At 70.7% G+C, this 17,669-nt stretch carries 19 protein-coding genes and 1 tRNA gene; 18 read left to right on the top strand and 2 right to left on the bottom strand.

Going from position 1 to position 17,669, the window contains the following annotated elements; all coding sequences use genetic code 11:
* Positions 1-31 precede the first annotated feature (31 nt).
* From KIS93_RS26805 to KIS93_RS26725, 18 genes are all read left to right on the top strand, one after another.
* Positions 32-2,218: a serine/threonine protein kinase gene (locus KIS93_RS26805; protein ID WP_186404455.1), complete on the top strand. Its 2,187-nt coding sequence runs from the start codon at positions 32-34 to the stop codon at positions 2,216-2,218.
* The gene (locus KIS93_RS26800) at positions 2,122-2,529 is read left to right on the top strand and encodes a WD40 repeat domain-containing protein (RefSeq protein ID WP_186404454.1); all 408 of its coding nucleotides are present in this window, start codon (positions 2,122-2,124) and stop codon (positions 2,527-2,529) included. Before KIS93_RS26805 ends, KIS93_RS26800 begins: the two co-directional genes overlap by 97 nt.
* A gap of 131 nt (positions 2,530-2,660) precedes the next feature.
* Entirely contained in the window at positions 2,661-3,938 is a 1,278-nt protein-coding gene (gene eno / locus KIS93_RS26795) for a phosphopyruvate hydratase (RefSeq protein ID WP_080045089.1), read from the top strand.
* Between the two features lie 66 nt (positions 3,939-4,004).
* Positions 4,005-4,421 (top strand): FtsB family cell division protein, encoded by a 417-nt coding sequence (locus KIS93_RS26790; RefSeq protein WP_080045090.1) that lies wholly within the window; start codon positions 4,005-4,007, stop codon positions 4,419-4,421.
* Positions 4,411-4,899, top strand: a complete 489-nt coding sequence (locus tag KIS93_RS26785; RefSeq protein WP_155130109.1) for a DUF501 domain-containing protein — start codon at positions 4,411-4,413, stop codon at positions 4,897-4,899. Before KIS93_RS26790 ends, KIS93_RS26785 begins: the two co-directional genes overlap by 11 nt.
* Entirely contained in the window at positions 4,890-5,840 is a 951-nt protein-coding gene (locus KIS93_RS26780) for a Ppx/GppA phosphatase family protein (protein ID WP_080045092.1), read from the top strand. Before KIS93_RS26785 ends, KIS93_RS26780 begins: the two co-directional genes overlap by 10 nt.
* A 168-nt stretch (positions 5,841-6,008) precedes the next feature.
* On the top strand, positions 6,009-7,148 hold the full coding sequence (locus tag KIS93_RS26775; protein WP_155129067.1) for a hypothetical protein: 1,140 nt from the start codon (positions 6,009-6,011) through the stop codon (positions 7,146-7,148).
* A gap of 300 nt (positions 7,149-7,448) precedes the next feature.
* Entirely contained in the window at positions 7,449-7,775 is a 327-nt protein-coding gene (locus KIS93_RS26770; protein ID WP_080045094.1) for a PadR family transcriptional regulator, read from the top strand.
* Positions 7,772-8,710 carry a hypothetical protein gene (locus KIS93_RS26765; RefSeq protein ID WP_080045095.1) on the top strand — a complete coding sequence of 313 codons (939 nt, stop codon included), beginning with the start codon at positions 7,772-7,774 and terminating at the stop codon, positions 8,708-8,710. The genes KIS93_RS26770 and KIS93_RS26765 overlap by 4 nt, the downstream gene beginning before the upstream one ends.
* A gap of 18 nt (positions 8,711-8,728) precedes the next feature.
* The gene (locus tag KIS93_RS26760) at positions 8,729-9,523 is read left to right on the top strand and encodes a uracil-DNA glycosylase (protein ID WP_080045096.1); all 795 of its coding nucleotides are present in this window, start codon (positions 8,729-8,731) and stop codon (positions 9,521-9,523) included.
* A gap of 96 nt (positions 9,524-9,619) precedes the next feature.
* Complete coding sequence (locus KIS93_RS26755; RefSeq protein WP_080045097.1) at positions 9,620-10,936, top strand: NAD(P)/FAD-dependent oxidoreductase; 1,317 nt, start codon at positions 9,620-9,622, stop codon at positions 10,934-10,936.
* A gap of 80 nt (positions 10,937-11,016) precedes the next feature.
* Positions 11,017-11,529 (top strand): glycine cleavage system transcriptional repressor, encoded by a 513-nt coding sequence (locus KIS93_RS26750; protein ID WP_080045098.1) that lies wholly within the window; start codon positions 11,017-11,019, stop codon positions 11,527-11,529.
* Between the two features lie 26 nt (positions 11,530-11,555).
* The gene (locus tag KIS93_RS65670) at positions 11,556-11,705 is read left to right on the top strand and encodes a hypothetical protein (protein WP_246005371.1); all 150 of its coding nucleotides are present in this window, start codon (positions 11,556-11,558) and stop codon (positions 11,703-11,705) included.
* Positions 11,696-12,049: a peptide deformylase gene (locus tag KIS93_RS69125; protein WP_420895882.1), complete on the top strand. Its 354-nt coding sequence runs from the start codon at positions 11,696-11,698 to the stop codon at positions 12,047-12,049. Before KIS93_RS65670 ends, KIS93_RS69125 begins: the two co-directional genes overlap by 10 nt.
* Before the next feature lie 49 nt (positions 12,050-12,098).
* Positions 12,099-12,171: transfer RNA gene (locus KIS93_RS26740), tRNA-Leu, on the top strand.
* Between the two features lie 454 nt (positions 12,172-12,625).
* Entirely contained in the window at positions 12,626-13,420 is a 795-nt protein-coding gene (locus tag KIS93_RS26735) for a Bax inhibitor-1/YccA family protein (protein ID WP_080045100.1), read from the top strand.
* A gap of 168 nt (positions 13,421-13,588) precedes the next feature.
* Positions 13,589-13,822: a DUF4287 domain-containing protein gene (locus tag KIS93_RS26730; RefSeq protein ID WP_080045101.1), complete on the top strand. Its 234-nt coding sequence runs from the start codon at positions 13,589-13,591 to the stop codon at positions 13,820-13,822.
* Between the two features lie 53 nt (positions 13,823-13,875).
* Positions 13,876-14,283 (top strand): PPOX class F420-dependent oxidoreductase, encoded by a 408-nt coding sequence (locus tag KIS93_RS26725; RefSeq protein ID WP_080045102.1) that lies wholly within the window; start codon positions 13,876-13,878, stop codon positions 14,281-14,283.
* A gap of 99 nt (positions 14,284-14,382) precedes the next feature.
* On the opposite strand, the gene KIS93_RS26720 is transcribed toward KIS93_RS26725, so the two are convergent.
* A complete protein-coding gene (locus KIS93_RS26720; RefSeq protein WP_080045103.1) occupies positions 14,383-15,600 on the bottom strand; it encodes an acetyl-CoA C-acetyltransferase in 1,218 nt (405 codons plus the stop codon).
* 689 nt (positions 15,601-16,289) lie between these two features.
* Positions 16,290-17,645 carry an outer membrane protein assembly factor BamB family protein gene (locus KIS93_RS26715; protein ID WP_080045104.1) on the bottom strand — a complete coding sequence of 452 codons (1,356 nt, stop codon included), beginning with the start codon at positions 17,643-17,645 and terminating at the stop codon, positions 16,290-16,292.
* Positions 17,646-17,669: the final 24 nt, after the last annotated feature.

The following is a 17,669-nucleotide window of genomic DNA, read 5'->3' as shown; positions in this document are numbered from 1 at the left end:
TGTGACGGTGCGACCAGGGGGACTTGAACCAGTGAGACCGCTGCACTCGGGGGAGCCGCGGCACGTGGCCGGCTACCGCCTGCTCGGTCGGCTCGGCGACGGCGGGCAAGGCTCGGTGTACCTCGGCCAGGACACCGACGGCACGCACGTCGCCGTCAAGATGCTGCACGCCCGGCTCCTGGGTGACGCGCGCGCCGAACGCAGATTCCTCCAGGAGAGCGCCATCGCCGCCGGGGTCGCCGGCTTCTGCACCGCCAAGGTCCTCGACAGCGGGCTCGTCGAAGGACGGCCGTACATCGTCAGCGAGTACATCGAAGGCCCGTCCCTGCACGACCAGGTCACCGGCGCCGGGCCGCTCGCGGGCGGCGACCTCGAACGCCTCGCCGTCGGCACGATCACCGCCCTCACCGCCATCCACGGGGCCGGCATCGTGCACCGCGACTTCAAACCCAGCAACATCCTCATGGGCCCCGACGGGCCGCGCGTGATCGACTTCGGCATCGCCAAGGCCATGGACGCCGCGACCACCGGCAGCCTCGTGGTCGGGACGCCCGGGTTCATGGCCCCCGAGCAGATCGCCGGCGACAGCGTCACGGCGGCCACGGACGTCTTCAGCTGGGCCTCCACCATGGGCTTCGCCGCGACCGGCGAGCCCCTGTTCGGACGCGACTCGATCCCGGCCGTCATGCACCGCATCCTGCACGCCGACCCGGATCTGGCGGCGGTGGCGGAGCCGCTGCGTGCCGTCCTGGAAACCTGCCTGTCCAAGGACCCGCGGCAGCGACCGTCGGCGGACGACGTCCTGATGCGCCTGGTACGCCGCGTCGCCGCAGCTTCGCCTCCCCCTGGCCCGCCACGCCCGGCCCCGGCCGCTGCCGAGAGGCCTCGGGGCGCGGCGACCGGCCCCGGCGCGCCGCAGGCTGCGGCGAGTGACTCCGACGCGCATCGGGCTGGGGCGAGTGGCACCGGCACCCGGCAGTCTGCGGCGAATGACGCCGGCCCGCATCAAGGCGCGGCGAGCGGCATCGGCGCGCGCCAGTCTGCGGCGAATGACGCCGGTCCGCATCAAGGTGCGGCGAGCGGCGTCGGCCCGCATCAAGGCGCGGCGAGCGGCGTCGGCGAGCGGCAGGCTGCGGAGAATGGCACCGGCGCGCGCGGGATGCGCGCCGATCGTGGTGAGCGGCCCGGCCCGGTGCGCGGCACGAGCGCTCGGCACTCCGGCAACGCTGAGCAGCGCCCGCGCCACGGCACCCCAGCCGGCCCCGGCCCCGGCGCCGGCATTGGCCCCAGCGCCGGCATTGGCACCGGTACTGGCACCGGCACCGGCGCGCCCGCCGTGCCCGTCACCGGGACTGGATGGCATGTGGCGGCCGGGCAGCCGAGCGGCCCTTCGGGTGGGCGACTGGGCGAGCACTTGGACGGGCAGCCGGATGGCGCGCCAAGCGGGCTGCCGGGCGGGCAGCCGGGTGGCGCAGGGGGCAGGAGGCGGCGGGCGGCGCGCGGCGACAGTGCCAGGCGATCCCGTTCCGGGCGGGCGGTCGTGGTGGGGGTCGGGGCGTTGCTGGCCGTTGGGCTGGTGGCCGGGCTGGTGTCGCGAGGCGTGTGGACGCCCGGCGTCGGGACGGGGCCGAGGGTGAGCGCGAGTGCGGCGCCCGTGTTCGGGGTGGCGATCGGGCCGGAGTTCGGGCCGGGCGCCGGCGCGGGGGTCGGGGCGGTGGCGATCGGGCACCACAAGGGGACCCCGGTGGTGGCCCTCGCTGACCGCGGCGACGGCTCGATCAGCGTGTGGGACGCGCGGACGGGCAAGCGGGTGGCGAAGCTGGCGACCCCCGTCCAGACGCCGGTGTTGTCGATGGGCCTGGCCACGGTCGGCGGCAGCCAGACCGTCGTCTGGACGGACAAGGGCGGGCGGCTGCGGCGCTGGCGGATCGGCGACGCCAAGCAGGGCCCCTGGCAGATGGGCTGTGACGCCGGCGGCGGCGTCCTGGGCCTGGGCACGTGGCGCGGCCACGCGGTCGCCGTCACCGGCTGCCCCGACGGCCAGGTGCGGACGACGGACCTGGTCACGCACGAGCTGGTCGGCGCGCGCCAGAACGTCTCCGCCCCGGTCAGCGCGGTGGCGTGGAACGAGCGGGCAGGACGGCCGCTGATCGGCACCGACGGCGGGGTGCTGGGGCCGGTCCGGGAGTCAGGGCGAAGGGCCGGGTCCGCGCGCTGACCACGTTCGGGAACGACCTGGCCGCCGTCACGGTCGGCGGCTCCACCGGCCTGTACGACCTGACCACCGGCAAGCTCGTCCGTTCGCTCAGCACGGGAGGAGCGGCGGTCGGCGGGACGGCGGCCGGCGGGCGCAGGATGATCGCGGCGGGCGGCGCCGGCGTCCAGGTGTGGAACGCCGACCAGGGCGACCGGCTGGGCGTCCTGCTGGGCGCGGGCACGGAGGTGACGTCGCTGGCGGTGGGCGACGGCCTCCTGGTCGCCGAGCGGGCCGGCCGCCTCCAGGCCTGGAGCCTCACAGGCAACGCCTGACGGGAGGGCCTGGCGAGGGGGCGGTTGGCGGGCAACACCTCACAGGGCGGCGCCTGACCGTGCCGACCCCGCGTGCGGCCGTACCGATAGGCTCTGACGGCATATCACCTTTCGATTTAGGAGCGCATCCCGTGGCTACCATCGAGGTCGTATACGCTCGCGAGATCCTCGACTCCCGGGGCAACCCCACGGTCGAGGTCGAGGTCGTGCTCGACGACGGCAGCACCGGCCGCGCGGCCGTGCCGAGCGGTGCGTCCACCGGCCAGTTCGAGGCGGTCGAGCTGCGTGACGGCGGCAAGCGGTACGGCGGCAAGGGCGTGGAGAAGGCCGTGCTCGCCGTGACGGACGAGATCCAGGAGGAGATCAGCGGGATCGAGGCCGAGGACCAGCGCATCATCGACCAGATCATGATCGATCTGGACCGCACGCCGAACAAGGCGAAGCTCGGCGCCAACGCCATCCTCGGTGTCTCGCTGGCCGTGGCGAAGGCCGCCGCCGACAGCGCGGACCTGCCGCTGTTCCGCTACCTGGGCGGCCCCAACGCGCACGTGCTGCCCGTGCCGATGATGAACATCCTCAACGGCGGTGCCCACGCCGACACGAACGTGGACATCCAGGAGTTCATGATCGCGCCGATCGGGGCGGAGACGTTCCGCGAGGCCGTGCGCATGGGCACGGAGGTGTACCACGCGCTGAAGGCGGTGCTGAAGGAGAAGGGTTACGCCACGGGCCTGGGCGACGAGGGCGGTTTCGCGCCCAACCTGCCCTCCAACCGCGACGCGCTCGACCTGATCCTGGTCGCCATCGAGAAGGCCGGCTACGTGCCGGGCGAGGACGTCGCGCTGGCGCTCGACGTGGCCGCCTCCGAGTTCCACAAGGACGGCGTCTACACGATCGACGGCAAGGGCCTGTCGTCGCAGGAGCTCATCGCGTTCTACGAGGACCTGGTCGCCAACTACCCGCTCGTCTCCATCGAGGACCCGCTGAACGAGGAGGACTGGGAGGGCTGGAAGGCCATCACGGCCTCGCTGGGCGACAAGGTGCAGCTCGTCGGCGACGACCTGTTCGTGACGAACCCGGAGCGGCTGGAGCGCGGCATCAAGGAGGGCGCGGCCAATGCCCTGCTGGTCAAGGTGAACCAGATCGGCACGCTGTCGGAGACGCTCGACGCCGTGGACCTGGCCCACCGCAGCGGCTACCGCTGCATGATGAGCCACCGCTCGGGCGAGACCGAGGACACGACGATCGCCGACCTGGCGGTGGCGGTCAACTGCGGCCAGATCAAGACCGGCGCGCCGGCCCGCTCCGACCGCGTCGCCAAGTACAACCAGCTGCTGCGCATCGAGGAGCTGCTCGATGACGCCGCGCGCTACGCGGGTCGCGCGGCTTTCCCGCGTTTCCGGCGCTAGTTTCGAGTACGGCTCGCGGCACCCCGTAATCCGGCCGCGAGCCGTACTTGAGGGGGTGTGCAGCAATTGGCGAAAAGGCCGCAGCTCACCGGGAGGGCCGCCATCCTGGCCGTCGTGGTGTGCGCGATCGCGATGAGCCTGGCCTACCCTGTGCGCGAGTACATCAGCCTGCGTCGCAGCATCTCCGAGCTGCGCGCCGAGAAGGCCAGGGTCGAGGCGGAGAAGCAGGCGTTGCTCGCCCGCGACCGGCAGAGCGACGACCCCAACTGGATCAAGAAGACGGCGAAGGAGCGGCTGCATTACTGCGGGCCGGGCGAGAAGTGTTACGTGGTGATGGAGCCCGAGCAGCCCGAGCGGCAGTCGGCCGTGAAGCAGCCGGCGGCGGTGCCGCCGTGGTACGAGACGCTGTGGGAGTCGGTGGAGGCCGCCGACAAGGGCACCGGGCGCCGCGCGGTGACGGGAAGGGAAAGTGTTGGACAGTAAGGACGTCGAGGTCGTCGAGAAGCAGCTCGGGCGGCCGCCCCGGGGGTTGCGCGGGGTGGCGCACCGCTGCCCGTGCGGCAATCCCGACGTGGTGGAGACCGCGCCCCGGCTGCCCGACGGCTCGCCCTTCCCGACGCTCTACTACCTGACCTGCCCGAAGGCGGCCTCGGCCATCGGCACGCTGGAGGGCTCGGGCCTGATGCGCGAGATGCAGGCCAGGCTGGTGACCGAGCCGGAGCTGGCGGCGGCCTACCGGGCGGCGCACGACGACTACGTCGCCAGGCGCGACGAGGCCGCGAAGGAGGAGGGGCTGGAGCCGCTCCCGCGCGACATGCAGAGCACCGGGGGCATGCCGGAGCGGGTCAAGTGCCTGCACGCGCTGGTGGCGCACGAGCTGGCGGCCCCCGGGACGAACCCGTTCGGCAGGGAGGCGCTCGACGCACTCCCCGACTGGTGGAGTGAAGGACCATGCGTGTAGCCGCCGTCGACTGCGGCACCAATTCCGTACGCCTGCTCATCGCCGACGTCGAAGGCGAGGAGCTGACGGACGTCGAGCGGCTGATGGAGATCGTCCGCCTGGGTGAGGGCGTCGACGAGACGGGCCGGCTGTCGCCCGACGCCCTGGCGCGCACGTTCAAGGTGATGCGCTCCTACCAGGAGCTGATCGAGCGGCACGGCGCCGTCGCGACGCGCGTGGCGGCGACGAGCGCGACGCGCGACGCGGCCAACCGGCACGAGTTCGTGGCGGGGGTCCGCGAGATCTTCGGGGTGGAGCCGGAGGTGGTGTCGGGGGCCGAGGAGGCGGAGCTGTCGTTCACGGGCGCCACCAGGGGGCTGGTGCGCCTGTCGCCGGAGACCGAGGTGCCGCAGGGCCCGCTGCCCCCGTACCTGGTGGTGGACATCGGGGGCGGCTCGACGGAGTTCGTGCTCGGCGCGGAGCACGCGCAGGCGATGTTGTCGGTGGACATCGGCTGCGTCCGCCTGACGGAGCGGCACCTGCGCGGCGTGGGCGACCCGTCTCCCGCGCAGGCCCTGGAGGCCGTGGTGGCGGACGTCGAGGCCGCGCTCGACCGGGTGGAGGCCGCGGTCCCGGTGCGGGAGGCGCACACGCTGGTGGGCCTGGCGGGCTCGGTGACGACGATCGCGGGCATCGTGCTCGACCTGCCCAAGTACGACTCGGAGCGCATCCACCACTCCCGGATCTCAGCGGAGCAGGTGCACGAGGTGACGCGGCGGTTGCTGGCGATGACGCATGGTGAGCGGGCGGCGGTGCCGGTCATGCATCCGGGGAGGGTTGACGTGATTGGCGCGGGTGCGCTAATTCTTGACCGGATCGTTCGCCGTTTCGCGTTTTCCCAGGTCGTGGTGAGCGAGCACGACATCCTCGACGGAATCGCCTGGGCCCTCGCCGGTAGCTGAAGAAATCCGGACATTTCCGATCTGCGGGCCGTGTTGAGCGTGCATTCAGTATTGTGATTAGGTAAAGGGGCATTACGGGGGCTTTGCCATATCGCTATGCGCGAAAGGCGCCGGCGTGGCGACCGTTCCCGAGCGCGTCTCTTCCCTCACGGAATGGAGCACTCTCACATGATGTCTGTTGGGTTAGCACGTAAGGCCGCCGCGTTCGGCGCTTCGGCCGCGGTGCTGGCCGGTCTGTCCGCGGGTCTGCTGTCCAGCCCCGCCCAGGCGGCCACCAAGGCGGCGCCCAAGGTCTCGGTCTCCGCGCCGAAGGCCTCCCCGGGCGACTACGAAGGTTCCTGCCCGACAAAGATCAACTTCGCGGCCCAGATCAAGGTGCCCGTCAAGGGCAAGACGGAGCTGGCCTACCGCTGGCTCCACGGTGACGGGTCCAAGGGCAAGGTCAACGTGATCAAGCTCAAGGGCCACGGCACCAAGACGGTGACGGTCAAGCAGGCCATCACCTTCAAGGAGGACGTCAAGGGCTGGGAGGCCGTCCAGGTCCTCGGTCCGAAGAAGGTCACCTCGAAGCGGGGCTACTTCTCGGTCTCCTGCCAGGAGGCTCAGGAGGTCGACCGTACGCAGCTCGACCCGACGGTCACGGCGCGCGCCTGGGCCAGCCCGAGCTCGTACGCCGGCCGCTGCGACACCTACGGCGACAAGATCGACTTCACCGGCCTGATCAAGGTCGACCGTCCGTCGTGGGTCCGTTACCGCTGGGTCCTCAACGGTGACGTGGTCGACTACGGCAAGATCAAGGTCCGCGACGCCCGCAAGGTCGGCTTCGGCATCAACCCGCGTCACAGCCAGCGCGGCTGGGCGCAGCTCGAGGTGCTGAGCCCCGACGCCACCTCCTCCAACCGGGCTTACTACAAGGTCTGGTGCAAGGACGAGCGCCGCGACGACCACCGCGACGACCACAAGTCCCCCGAGTCGCACGACATCAAGGTGTCCGCGGCCGCTTCTGTGACGAACAGCGCCAGCTGCGCGCTGACCTCCACGGGCTCCATCACCTCGACGGGTCCCGGCAAGGTCCGCTACCAGTGGTCGCTGAACGGCACCGCGGTCAAGAGCGGTGAGGTGACCTTCGACGGCAAGGGGACGAAGTCCGTCGACGGCCTGTCCGCCACGCTCACCGGTGCCGCGACCAAGGGCGGCACTGTGACGTTCCTGGTTGTCGGCCCGGACAACAGTGACGTCGTGACGCAGTCCTACTCGTCCTGCGAGGCCCCGGCTCCTGCGGAGTCGGCGTCCTCCTCGGCTGCCTGAACGGCACTGAGCTGACCGGCTGAACCGGGTGGCGCCTTCGGGTGCCGCCCGGTTTTTCCTGTCGTCACCATTGCCCGGAGCACAGTGGCACGCACGGCGTGGACGGCGGCCAGTTCCTCTCAAGGAAGCATGGCACCGTGACGCTCTCGGTCTCGGGGCCTGGTGGCAGCGACACCGACACCAAGTCCTACGTCTGCAGCTGAGCGGTACGAAGCTGATCGATTGAGCCGGGTGGCGCCTTCGGGTGCCGCCCGGTTTTTCTGTTGCCACTACTGCGCTAAGCACAGTAGTGTGCTTCGCGTGGACAGCAGCCAGCTCCTCAAGGGAGTGCTCGACCTGGCCGTGCTGGCCGTCCTGAACGAACGCGACGGCTACGGCTACGACGTCGTGCGCAGGCTCAGGGAGGCCGGGTTGCAGGAGGTCGGCGACGCCTCCGTCTACGGCACGCTGCGCCGCCTGTTCAAGGCCGGCGCCCTCACCTCATACGTGGTGGCCTCCGATGAGGGGCCGCATCGCAAGTACTACGGGCTCAACGACGTCGGCAGGGACATGTACGCCGCCTCGGCCAAGACCTGGGCCTCCTTCTCGGCCACCATGGCCGCCCTGCTCAAGGAGGGACAAGAATGACCCCCGAACAGTACGCGCAGGCCGTACGGGATGCCCTGGCCGACCATCCCGAGCGGGAGGAGCTGCTGGAGGACCTCGACGACCATCTCGCCGAGATCGCCGCGGAGTCGGACCTGCCGCTGGAGAACCGGCTGGGGCCGCCCGAGGCGTATGCCGAGGAGCTGGCCTCCGCGTACGGGGAGCGGCCTCAGAGCGGCGGTAGACGCCGTACGGGGCCGCGCGACCGGATCCGGAGGGTCTATGCCGGGCTGATGGGATACGGGCCTTACCGGAGCTTTGCGCGCTTCCTGCCGGAGCTGCGGCCTGGGTGGTGGGTGCTGCGGGGTTACGTGCTGGCCATGGTGCTGGTGGCGTTCGCGGGTGAGCCCGCGCTCGTCCCCATGACGCCGCCTGCCTGGCTGGCCGTCATCGCCGGGATCTGGGCGTCGGTCTGGTTCGGCCGCAGCAACGAGCGGCGCGGCGGCCGGGGGAGCGGGCGGCGGCTGCTCGGGCTGGCGGCCGTGGTGGTGAACGCGGTGGCCGGGTTCGCGTTGTTCGTGGGCATGGTGGCGGCGGGCGACGCGCTCACGCCGCAACCGGAGGAGGACCAGGCGGTGTGGATGCAGCCGGCCTCGTCCGACGGCGTCTACAACCTGCGCCCCTACGCCAAGGACGGCACGCCGCTGACCGACGTCTACCTCTACGACCAGGACGGCAACCCGTTCGTGACGAACCCCGAGTTCTACGGCTACCGCGTGGACCGGGCCTGCGGCGAGCCGGTGCTCAACCGCTACCCGCTGCCCCTGGTCGAGGACGACGGGCAGGACGGGCAGGTGGCCACGGCCACCGCCTGCTCCACGCCGGCGCCGGAGCCGATGGCGACGGTGCGGCCGTCGCAGGCGCCCGCGCAGACGCGGAAGCCGACCCAGAGCGCCGCGCCGGAGCACAAGGACTGATCGGGCACCATCGGTGTCATGAGCTTCGTACCTCCTGGCACTGGCTGGCCCGGCGACCCCGCGACCCCTGACACCCCGGTCGCCCTGAACCCCGCGGACGTGCGCCGCCTCGCCGCCGCCAGCAGCACCCTCGCGGAGCTCACGGCAGAGCAGTCCGTCTGCCGTGCGTGTCCCCGCCTGGTGGAGTGGCGTGAGGACGTCGCCGAGGTGCGGCGGCGCGCGTTCGCGGACGAGACGTACTGGGGCCGTCCCGTCCCGGGCTGGGGCGCCGAGCGGCCGCGGATCCTGCTGGTGGGGCTGGCGCCGGCCGCGCACGGGGGCAACAGGACCGGGCGGATCTTCACGGGGGACCGCAGCGGCGACTGGCTGTTCGCCTCGCTGTACCGGTGCGGGCTGGCGGCGAAGGAGACCAGCACGTACGCGGACGACGGGCAGGAGCTGCCGCAGACGCGCGTGCTGGCGTCGGTGCGCTGCGCGCCGCCGGCGAACAAGCCGCTGCCGGAGGAGAAGGCGGCGTGCTTCCCGTGGATGGCGCGGGAGGTGGCGCTGGTGGCGCCGTACGTGCGGGTGGTGGTGGCGCTCGGCGGGTTCGCCTGGCAGGCGATGTGGCCGGCGCTCAAGGACGCGGGTTACGCGCTGCCGCGCAGCCGCCCGCCGTTCGGCCACGGGGCAGAGGTCGAGGTCTCGTACGGCGCGGCGCCCGTCACCTTGATCGGCTGCTACCACCCGAGCCAGCAGAACACCTTTACCGGCCGCGTCACCGCCCAAATGCTGGACGACATCTTCACCAGGGCCAGGTCACTGGCTGTGTGACGCGTCCCACCACCCCAGGATTGGATTCGCAGGAAGCCTCTGACGTAAGCTTGTGAATGCTTTCACAAGCATTCCCACGAGGGATGGGGCCTCAGGATGAACCAGCACATTTTGATCGTCGGCGGCGGATACGTCGGCCTTTACACGGCGCTGCGGCTGCAGCGCAAGCTCCACCGCGAGCTGCGCAGCGGAGAAGCCCGCATCACGATCATCGACCCCCAGTCCTACATGACCTACCAGCCGTTCCTGCCGGAGGCCGCGGCGGGCAACCTCTCGCCGCGCCACATGGTGGCCCCGCTGCGGCGGGTCCTGCCCAAGGTGCACATCCTGAACGGCACCGTGACCAAGGTCGACCACGCCGGCCGCACCGTCACCTTCCAGCCCGCCGAGGGCGAGCCGCGGCAGGTGGCGTACGACGTGATCGTCATGGCGGCGGGCTCGATCTCGCGCACGCTGCCCATCCCGGGCCTGACCGACATCGGCATCGGGTTCAAGACCGTCGGGGAGGCCATCGCGCTGCGCAACCGCGTGCTGCACCTGCTCGACGTGGCCGAGTCGACCGACGACCCGGCGGTGCGGCGCAGGGCGCTGACGTTCGTGGTGGTCGGCGCCGGCTTCGCGGGCGTCGAGGCCCTGGCCGAGCTGGAGGACATGGCGAAGGACTCGACGCGCTACTACCGCAACATCAAGCCGTCGGACATCCGCTGGGTGCTCGTGGAGGCCACCAACCGGGTGCTGCCCGAGGTCGGCCCCGAGATGGGCAAGTGGACGCTGGAGCAGCTGCGCGAGCGCGGCATCGACGTCCGGCTCGACACCCGGCTGGAGTCGTGCGTCGGCGGGCACGTGGTGCTGTCGGACGGCGAGGAGTTCGACGCCGAGACGCTCGTGTGGACCGCGGGCGTCAAGCCCAGCCCCGTGGTGAACGACAGCGACCTGCCGCTCGACGAGCGCGGCCGGATCAAGACCACGGCCATGCTCACCGTGGCGGGCACGCCGGGCGCCTTCGCGGCGGGCGACGCCGCCGGGGTGCCCGACGTCACGAACCCCGGGCAGTACTGCGCGCCGAACGCCCAGCACGCCGTGCGGCAGGCGAAGGTGCTGGCCGACAACATCGTCCGTCACCTTCGGGGCCAGGAACTGGTCGAATACCGCCACAAGTATGTCGGATCGGTGGCCGGTCTGGGCCTGCATCAGGGCGTCGCCAATGTCTATGGCGTCAAGCTTCGCGGATTCCCTGCGTGGTTCATGCACCGGACCTACCATCTGTCGCGGGTGCCGACGCTGAACCGCAAGGTCCGTGTCGTCGTCGATTGGACCCTGGCCCTGTTCTTCAAGCGCGAGACGATCTCTCTGGGTGAGATGGAGCACCCGCGTGAGGGCTTCAGGGCCGCGGTGGCGACGACCCGCCGCTAGCCCAGGTACGGCAGCGCCCCGGCGAACCATTGCCGGGGCGTTTTCGGCACCCCTGGTCGCAAGCGGAAGGGGTACCACGGGTGGGTCTTTCAGCGGTGACCGTGCTCGGCGTCGACCGGCCCGGCGTGATCGCCGCAGTAACCGGTTCGCTCGCCGACTGCGGCGCGAACATCCAGGACTCGACCATGACGTTGCTCGGCGGCCACGTCGCGATGATGCTGCTCGTCTCCGGCGAGCTGGACCCGGCGGAGCTCAGGAAGCGGGTGGAGGCGCCCGACCTGGTGGTGAGCGCCTCCGCCATCGGGACCAGCCGGCACTTCTGCGAGGAGGGCGACGGCCTCGGCTACGTCCTGACGGTGCACGGCCCCGACCGGCCGGGCATCATCTCCGCGATCAGCGCCGTCCTCGCCGCGGACGGCGGCAACATCACCGGCATGAGCACCAGGCTCACCGGCCGCCTCTACGTCCTGATCGCCGACGTGGAGCTGCCGAAGCAGGTGGACGTGGCGGCGCTCATGCGCAGGCTGGCGGCCGTCGGCGCCAGTCTCGACTCCGACATCACCTTCCGGCCTGTCGAACCGGACTTGCTGTGATCAGGCCAGGGGGTACGGTCCGCGAGGTGCTCGGCGCCCCGCACCCCCTCCTGACCGCCGTGGCCGAGCCGGTGGACCCGACCGCCCCCGAGGTCGTGGCCGCCGCGGCGGATCTGCTGGCCACCTTGCGCCGCGCGCCCTCCACGACGGGCCTGGCGGCCCCCAGATCGGCCTGAGCCTGCGGCTCATCGCCTTTGACGCCCGGCGCCACCCCCGGAGTAGGTCGTGGGCCGGAGAGCTCGTGGTGGCCAATCCCAGGCTCGCCAGCGCGGCCCACTGGGACGACGGCCGCGAGGGGTGCGCCTCGATCATCGGGCTCACCGCCGACGTACGCCGTGCGACGCGTATCACCGTACATGGGCATTTGCCAGGCACGGGCGAGGCCGTCACCATCGAAGCGGATGCCATCGAAGCTCGGTGCATTCAGCACCAACTCGACCATCTGGACGGTCTACTCTTCTTGGACAGAGTCCCTGGAGTGCTATCACTTCACCGCAGACTTCACACTTGTGACGCCTGATGCGAAGTTGTGCTCCTCGGAAGCATGGTCCGTTTCGTATGATTACGGCGCCCCCGTAGCCCAATGGCAGAGGCAAACCCCTTAAAAGGGTTGACGTGCGGGTTCGAATCCCGCCGGGGGCACTTGCAACTTATACCCAATTTAGGTCGCTGACCTGGCGGTTTACCGCGCCCCCCGGACGGGCTCCCAGCAGGACGCCAACGGCGGCCTCCCGGCCGATATCGAGTTGTTATGGATTTGTCCTGTGACCGGCCGATCACTGGTGGTGGATGACCGCCCGGGATATTGACAATCCGGTGGTTTTCTGCTCGCCCCCCGCCTTTGCCGGAGTTTCTTTCCGTGAATGGTTGACTACGCCTTACAGCCGGGTTTTCACGCGGGAAACGTCTCATGGCATGAGACGGAGCCCGCCGGCGACCCCGCGGGAGGATTTCCCGGCCCGCTGGTGACCTGGGGAACTCCTGGGCGGGCACGTTCGTTGTGATCGCAGCCGAAGTCCCGAATGAACATCGATCTGAGCGTCAGTTGACCAAGGTGGCGCCGGGCCCCGTAGGCTCGGCGACACAGGAGGCAGCGATGGAGAGCAAGAACCCCGTATTCAGCAGGTCGCGGCAGCAGGCCGCGGCGGGCTGGGCCGGCCCCACCCCGTCCCCCGACCAGCTGCAGAACATGTACGACGCGCCGTCGTACGCACCACCGTCCCGGCCGGCGTACCGGACCATGACGATCGACGACGTCGTGGTCCGAGGGTTCATGACCCTCGGGGCGCTCGTCCTGGCCGCCGCGGCGGCCTGGTATCTCAACGTACCGCCCATGGTCGCCATCGGGGCGGCCGTCGTCGCGCTCGTCCTGGGCCTGATCGCGTCGTTCACCATGAGCACCAACCCGGCGCTCATCCTGGGCTACGCGGTCGCCGAGGGCGTCTTCCTGGGCAAGATCAGCTCCGTCTTCGAAGGCATGATCAGCGGCATCGTGCTGCAAGCGGTGCTCGGCACGGCCTTCGCGTTCGGGGCGGTGCTGACCGTCTACGCCCTGCGCATCGTCCGGGTGACACCCAAGCTGGTCAAGTTCGTGGTCGCCGCCGCGATCGCGGCCGTCGGCCTCGTGCTCGTCAACCTGATCGTCGGCCTGTTCAACGACGGCGGTCTCGGCCTGCGCACCGACACCCCGCTCGGCTGGATCTTCAGCATCGCGATGATCCTGCTCGGCTGCTTCTTCCTGCTGCTCGACTTCGACTCCGTCGAGCAGGGCGTCAAGCAGGGCGCCCCGGAGAAGTTCGCCTGGCAGTGCGCGTTCGGCCTCACGCTGAGCCTGGTGTGGATCTACCTGGAGGTGCTGCGGTTCGTCAGCTATTTCACGAGTAGCGACTGACCGTTCATCGCCACGACACCCACGAGGGCTCCGCCGTTCCGGCGGGGCCCTCTGCGCTGAGCGACCGAAAATCTACCTGCCGTCACGAAGAGATGCCGGACTGGGGCTTGCCATTCGCACGTCCGTGTTGCAGTGTCAAGCAAAGGACCTTAATCCGCGGAGGTGCCCATGTCCTTGAACCACTCACCGGAGACGCAGACGAAGCTCATCGCAAGGGTCCCGACGATCACGGGACGCGAACTCCCCGAGTGGTTTCAAGCCATCGACAACGGCCCGAGCTTCCTACGGTGTGACGAGCGGGCCAACTGGCTCGCCGACGAGCACGGGCTGACCCACGGCTACGCCGCCGCCATCGTCCACGAGCACGAGCGGCACCGCCGTAACCGTATGGGCTTCATCTAAGCCCACCCATCCCCGCGCCCGTGCCCCAAGCGCGGGCGCGTCATCATGAGGTCATGGATCTCGACAAGGCACTCGACTTTCTCCGCCACCATCACCGCGCGGTCCTGCTCACCAGACACCGCGACGGGCGCCCGCAGATGTCCCCGATCACGGTCGGGGTGCAGGACGGCCGCGTGGTGATCAGCTCCAGGGAGACCGCGGCCAAGGTCCGCAACGCCCTCCGCGATCCCGCGGTCTCGCTCTGCGCGTTCACCGACGGCTTCTTCGGCGAATGGATCCAGGTCGACGGCACGGCGGAGATCATCCACCTGCCCGAGGCGATGGACCTGCTGGTCACCTACTACCGCGACATCTCGGGCGAGCACCCCGACTGGGACGACTACCGCGCCGCCATGGAGCGCGACCGGCGCGTCATCATGCGCATCACCCCCACACGCGTGGGGCCGACCCGGCACGGGTAGGGGTTCGGCGAGCCGCGGCGAGGACCCCGGCCGCGGCTCGCCGGCACACCTTGGCCGATCAGCTCAGGCGCTCGACCTTTTGATCAGCTTCCTTTTTGATCAGCTCAGTCGTTCGACGACCATCGCCATGCCCTGGCCGCCGCCCACGCACATCGTCTCCAGGCCGATGCTCTTGTCGTGGTGCTGCAGGCTGTTGATCAGCGTCGAGGTGATCCTGGCCCCCGTCATGCCGAACGGGTGACCGACCGCGATCGCGCCGCCGTTGACGTTGAGCCGGTCGAGGTCGATGCCCAGCTCCTTGTACGAGGGGATCACCTGCGCCGCGAACGCCTCGTTGATCTCCACCAGGTCGATGTCGTCGATCGCCATGCCGGCCCTGGCCAGCGCCTGCTTCGACGCCTCCACCGGGCCGAGGCCCATGATCTCGGGCGACAAACCCGAGACGCCGGTGGAGACGATCCTGGCCAGCGGCGTGATGCCCAGCTCCGCCGCCTTGACGTCACTCATGATCACGACCGCCGCCGCGCCGTCGTTCAGCGGGCAGCAGTTGCCCGCCGTGACCGTGCCGTCCGGGCGGAAGACCGGCTGCAGCGAGGACACCTTCTCGTACGTCGTGCCCGCCCGCGGGCCGTCGTCCTTGCTGACCACCGTGCCGTCCGGCAGCGTCACCGGCGTGATGTCCTTCTGCCAGAACCCGTCGGCCAGCGCCTTCTCCGCCAGGTTCTGCGAGCGCACGCCGAACTCGTCCTGCTCCTGACGCGAGACGCCCTTGATCTGCGCCAGGTTCTCCGCCGTCTGCCCCATCGCGATGTAGATGTCGGGGACGGCGCCGTCCTCGCGCGGGTCGTGCCACGTCTTCCCGCCCTCCGCGAACGCCTTCGTGCGCTCGCGGGCCTCCAGGAAGATCGGGTTGTGCGTGTCGGGCAGCGAGTCGGAGTTGCCCTTGACGAACCGCGAGACCGTCTCGACACCCGCCGAGACGAACACGTCACCCTCGCCGGCCTTGATGGCGTGGAAGGCCATCCTCGTGGTCTGCAGGGAGGAGGAGCAGTAGCGGGTCACCGTAGTGCCGGGCACGTTGTCGAGCCCCAGCATCACCGCCACCACGCGGGCCATGTTGAAGCCCTGCTCGCCTCCGGGCAGGCCGCAGCCCAGCATGATGTCCTCGATCGAGGCGGGGTCGAGCTGCGGCACCTTCGCCAGCGCCGCCTTGATCATCTGCACGGTCAGGTCGTCGGGGCGGATGTCCTTGAGCGAGCCCTTGAAGGCTCGCCCGATGGGGGAACGCGCGGTTGCGACGATGACTGCCTCGGGCATGGCCCCTCCTTTGTCGGCGCTAATAGTAGAACTATATTCCAGTTCTCTCCGCAAGACCCGCCACCCCTCGGGACGCGGCCCTCCCACCGCCGTGGGTGCGGGTCCCTTCGGGGGTGAGGGGGGCTGCCGCCGCGCGGCGCCGTGCACGTCTGGCGCGGCGGCTGCGCAAGCACGCTGCGCCGCTGTCCGCCTGCGGCGATCGGCATGTGATCGGCTGCGGCACTCGATGGCGCTGCCCGGCTGCGGTGCCTGGCGCGCCGGGCAGGTGGCGCTGTCCGGCTGCGGCGCTGCCCACCTGCGGCGCTCGGAGACGTTGCGCCTGTCGCGGTGCTCGCCTGCGACGCTGCGCCGGCGGCGGTGGCCGGCTGTGGTGGTCGGCATGCTGATCGCCTGCGGCATCCGGTGGTGCTGCCCGGCTGGGGTGCAGCGGTGCTGTCCGGTTGCGGCGTCCGTGAGCGCTCGCCGTCCGGTGCGTCGCGGGGCGCCTGCCGGGTGAGGCCGCGGGCGTGCCGTCTGGGACGGGTGCTGCGGCGCCGTGTGCCGTGCCGCCGTAGTGCCTGCGGGTCCTTGCGCGGCCGTGGCGCGGGCAGGGTCCTTGCGCGGGGGAGGGGGCCGCTCAGGCAAGGCTGGCCGGGGCCGGGCCCGAGAGGGGGGCGGGGCGCTGGGGCGGGGTGGCGGGCCGGGGGTGGTTAGCCGTACATGCCGGGTGTTGGGGCTGTTTGGTCGTTGATGGCGTGCAAGGCGCCCTTTTCGTCGCGCCACAGGCGCCAGCCGTCCTGGCTGCCCGTGAACCAGGGGGGCGGGACGGTGGTGGAGGGGGCGCGTTTGCCGGTGGCGAGGTTGTATTCGCAGAGGGCGGCCGTCGAGTAGAAGCCGGGTGGCTGGCCCTTCAGGGGCAGGGGTTTGGGGTCGGTGATGCAGAAGGACCAGCCGCGTTCCTCCTCCACCGGCACCGACCGCCCCGAGGTGACGTCGAAGGCGGTGCCCTTGGCGTCGTGCTTGAGGAAGCCGAGCTTGTCCATGCGGTCGGGGAAGGCCAGCCACCAGCCGGAGCCGGGCACGTCGGTGGCGCTGATCTGGCCGACCACGCGGCCGGTGGCGGGGTCGAGGCGGGCGAAGCCGCCGTAGGTGCCCTGCTGGTCGACGGGCCGGACGACGGGGGCGAAGCCGGGGGAGCCGCTGGGGTAGACGCGGACGACGGAGGGCCGCATCCAGTTGATGGTGCCGTCGGCGATGCGGATGGAGAACAGGCCGAAGGTGGAGATCTTCCTGGTCTGCGGGTTGGTGTAGGGGGCGACGTAGCCGACCAGGTCGTCGCCGGCCGCGCCGAACGCCCAGCCGCCGGACAGGTCGGTGCCGGGGCCGAGCGCCTGCTCGATGGGCTGCTGCCACTGCAGCTTGCCGGTCTTGGCCTCGTACGACTCGACCATGGGGTTGGCGGCGAGCCGGAGCAGGACGACGCGCCCCTGATCGGACCATTCGACCTCGGAGATGCCGGGCAGGTTCCACAGTTGCTTGCCGGTGGCGGGGTCGAGCACCACCATGCGGGCCTTGGCGAGGGCGGTGTGCTCGGACAGGCAGATGTACGGACCGCAGCGTTGCGGCCCGAACGTGGAGTGGATGGGCCGCGTCCACTTGGGGGCCCCGGTGCGGGCGTCGCGGGCGATGAGCGTGGCGTTCCAGCGGCCCTTCTTGGCCGGGTCGAGCGCCACGACCATGGCCTGTCCGGCGGTCGTCTGGACGATCGCGGGGGCGGAGACGCCCATGCCGGGCAGGCGGCCGGCCATCGTGGCGGGGTGGGCCCACAGGCGCCTGCCGTCGCGCAGGCCGACGGCGACGGTCTCGAGGGCGCCGTCGGGTCTCATGGAGGTGACGGCGACGACGCCGGCCGCCACTGCCATCCGGCTGACGGCGTTGACCTGGGTGTTCTGCCAGGTGGGGAACTTCGAGGTGGCCGCGTCGCTGCCGGAGCAGGCGGCGAGGGCGAAGGGGGCGGCGAGGGTTCCGGCGAGAGCGATGGACGTTTTCCAGAGGGGCCGGAGCACGGGCAATTCACTCCAAAAAGGATG

It is taken from the genome of [Actinomadura] parvosata subsp. kistnae, from assembly GCF_900323885.1.
GTDB classification, from domain to species: Bacteria; Actinomycetota; Actinomycetes; order Streptosporangiales; family Streptosporangiaceae; genus Nonomuraea; species Nonomuraea composti.
The sequence above is the reverse complement of the archived record's forward strand: the minus strand, read 5'-3'. Positions and strand labels throughout refer to the sequence as shown.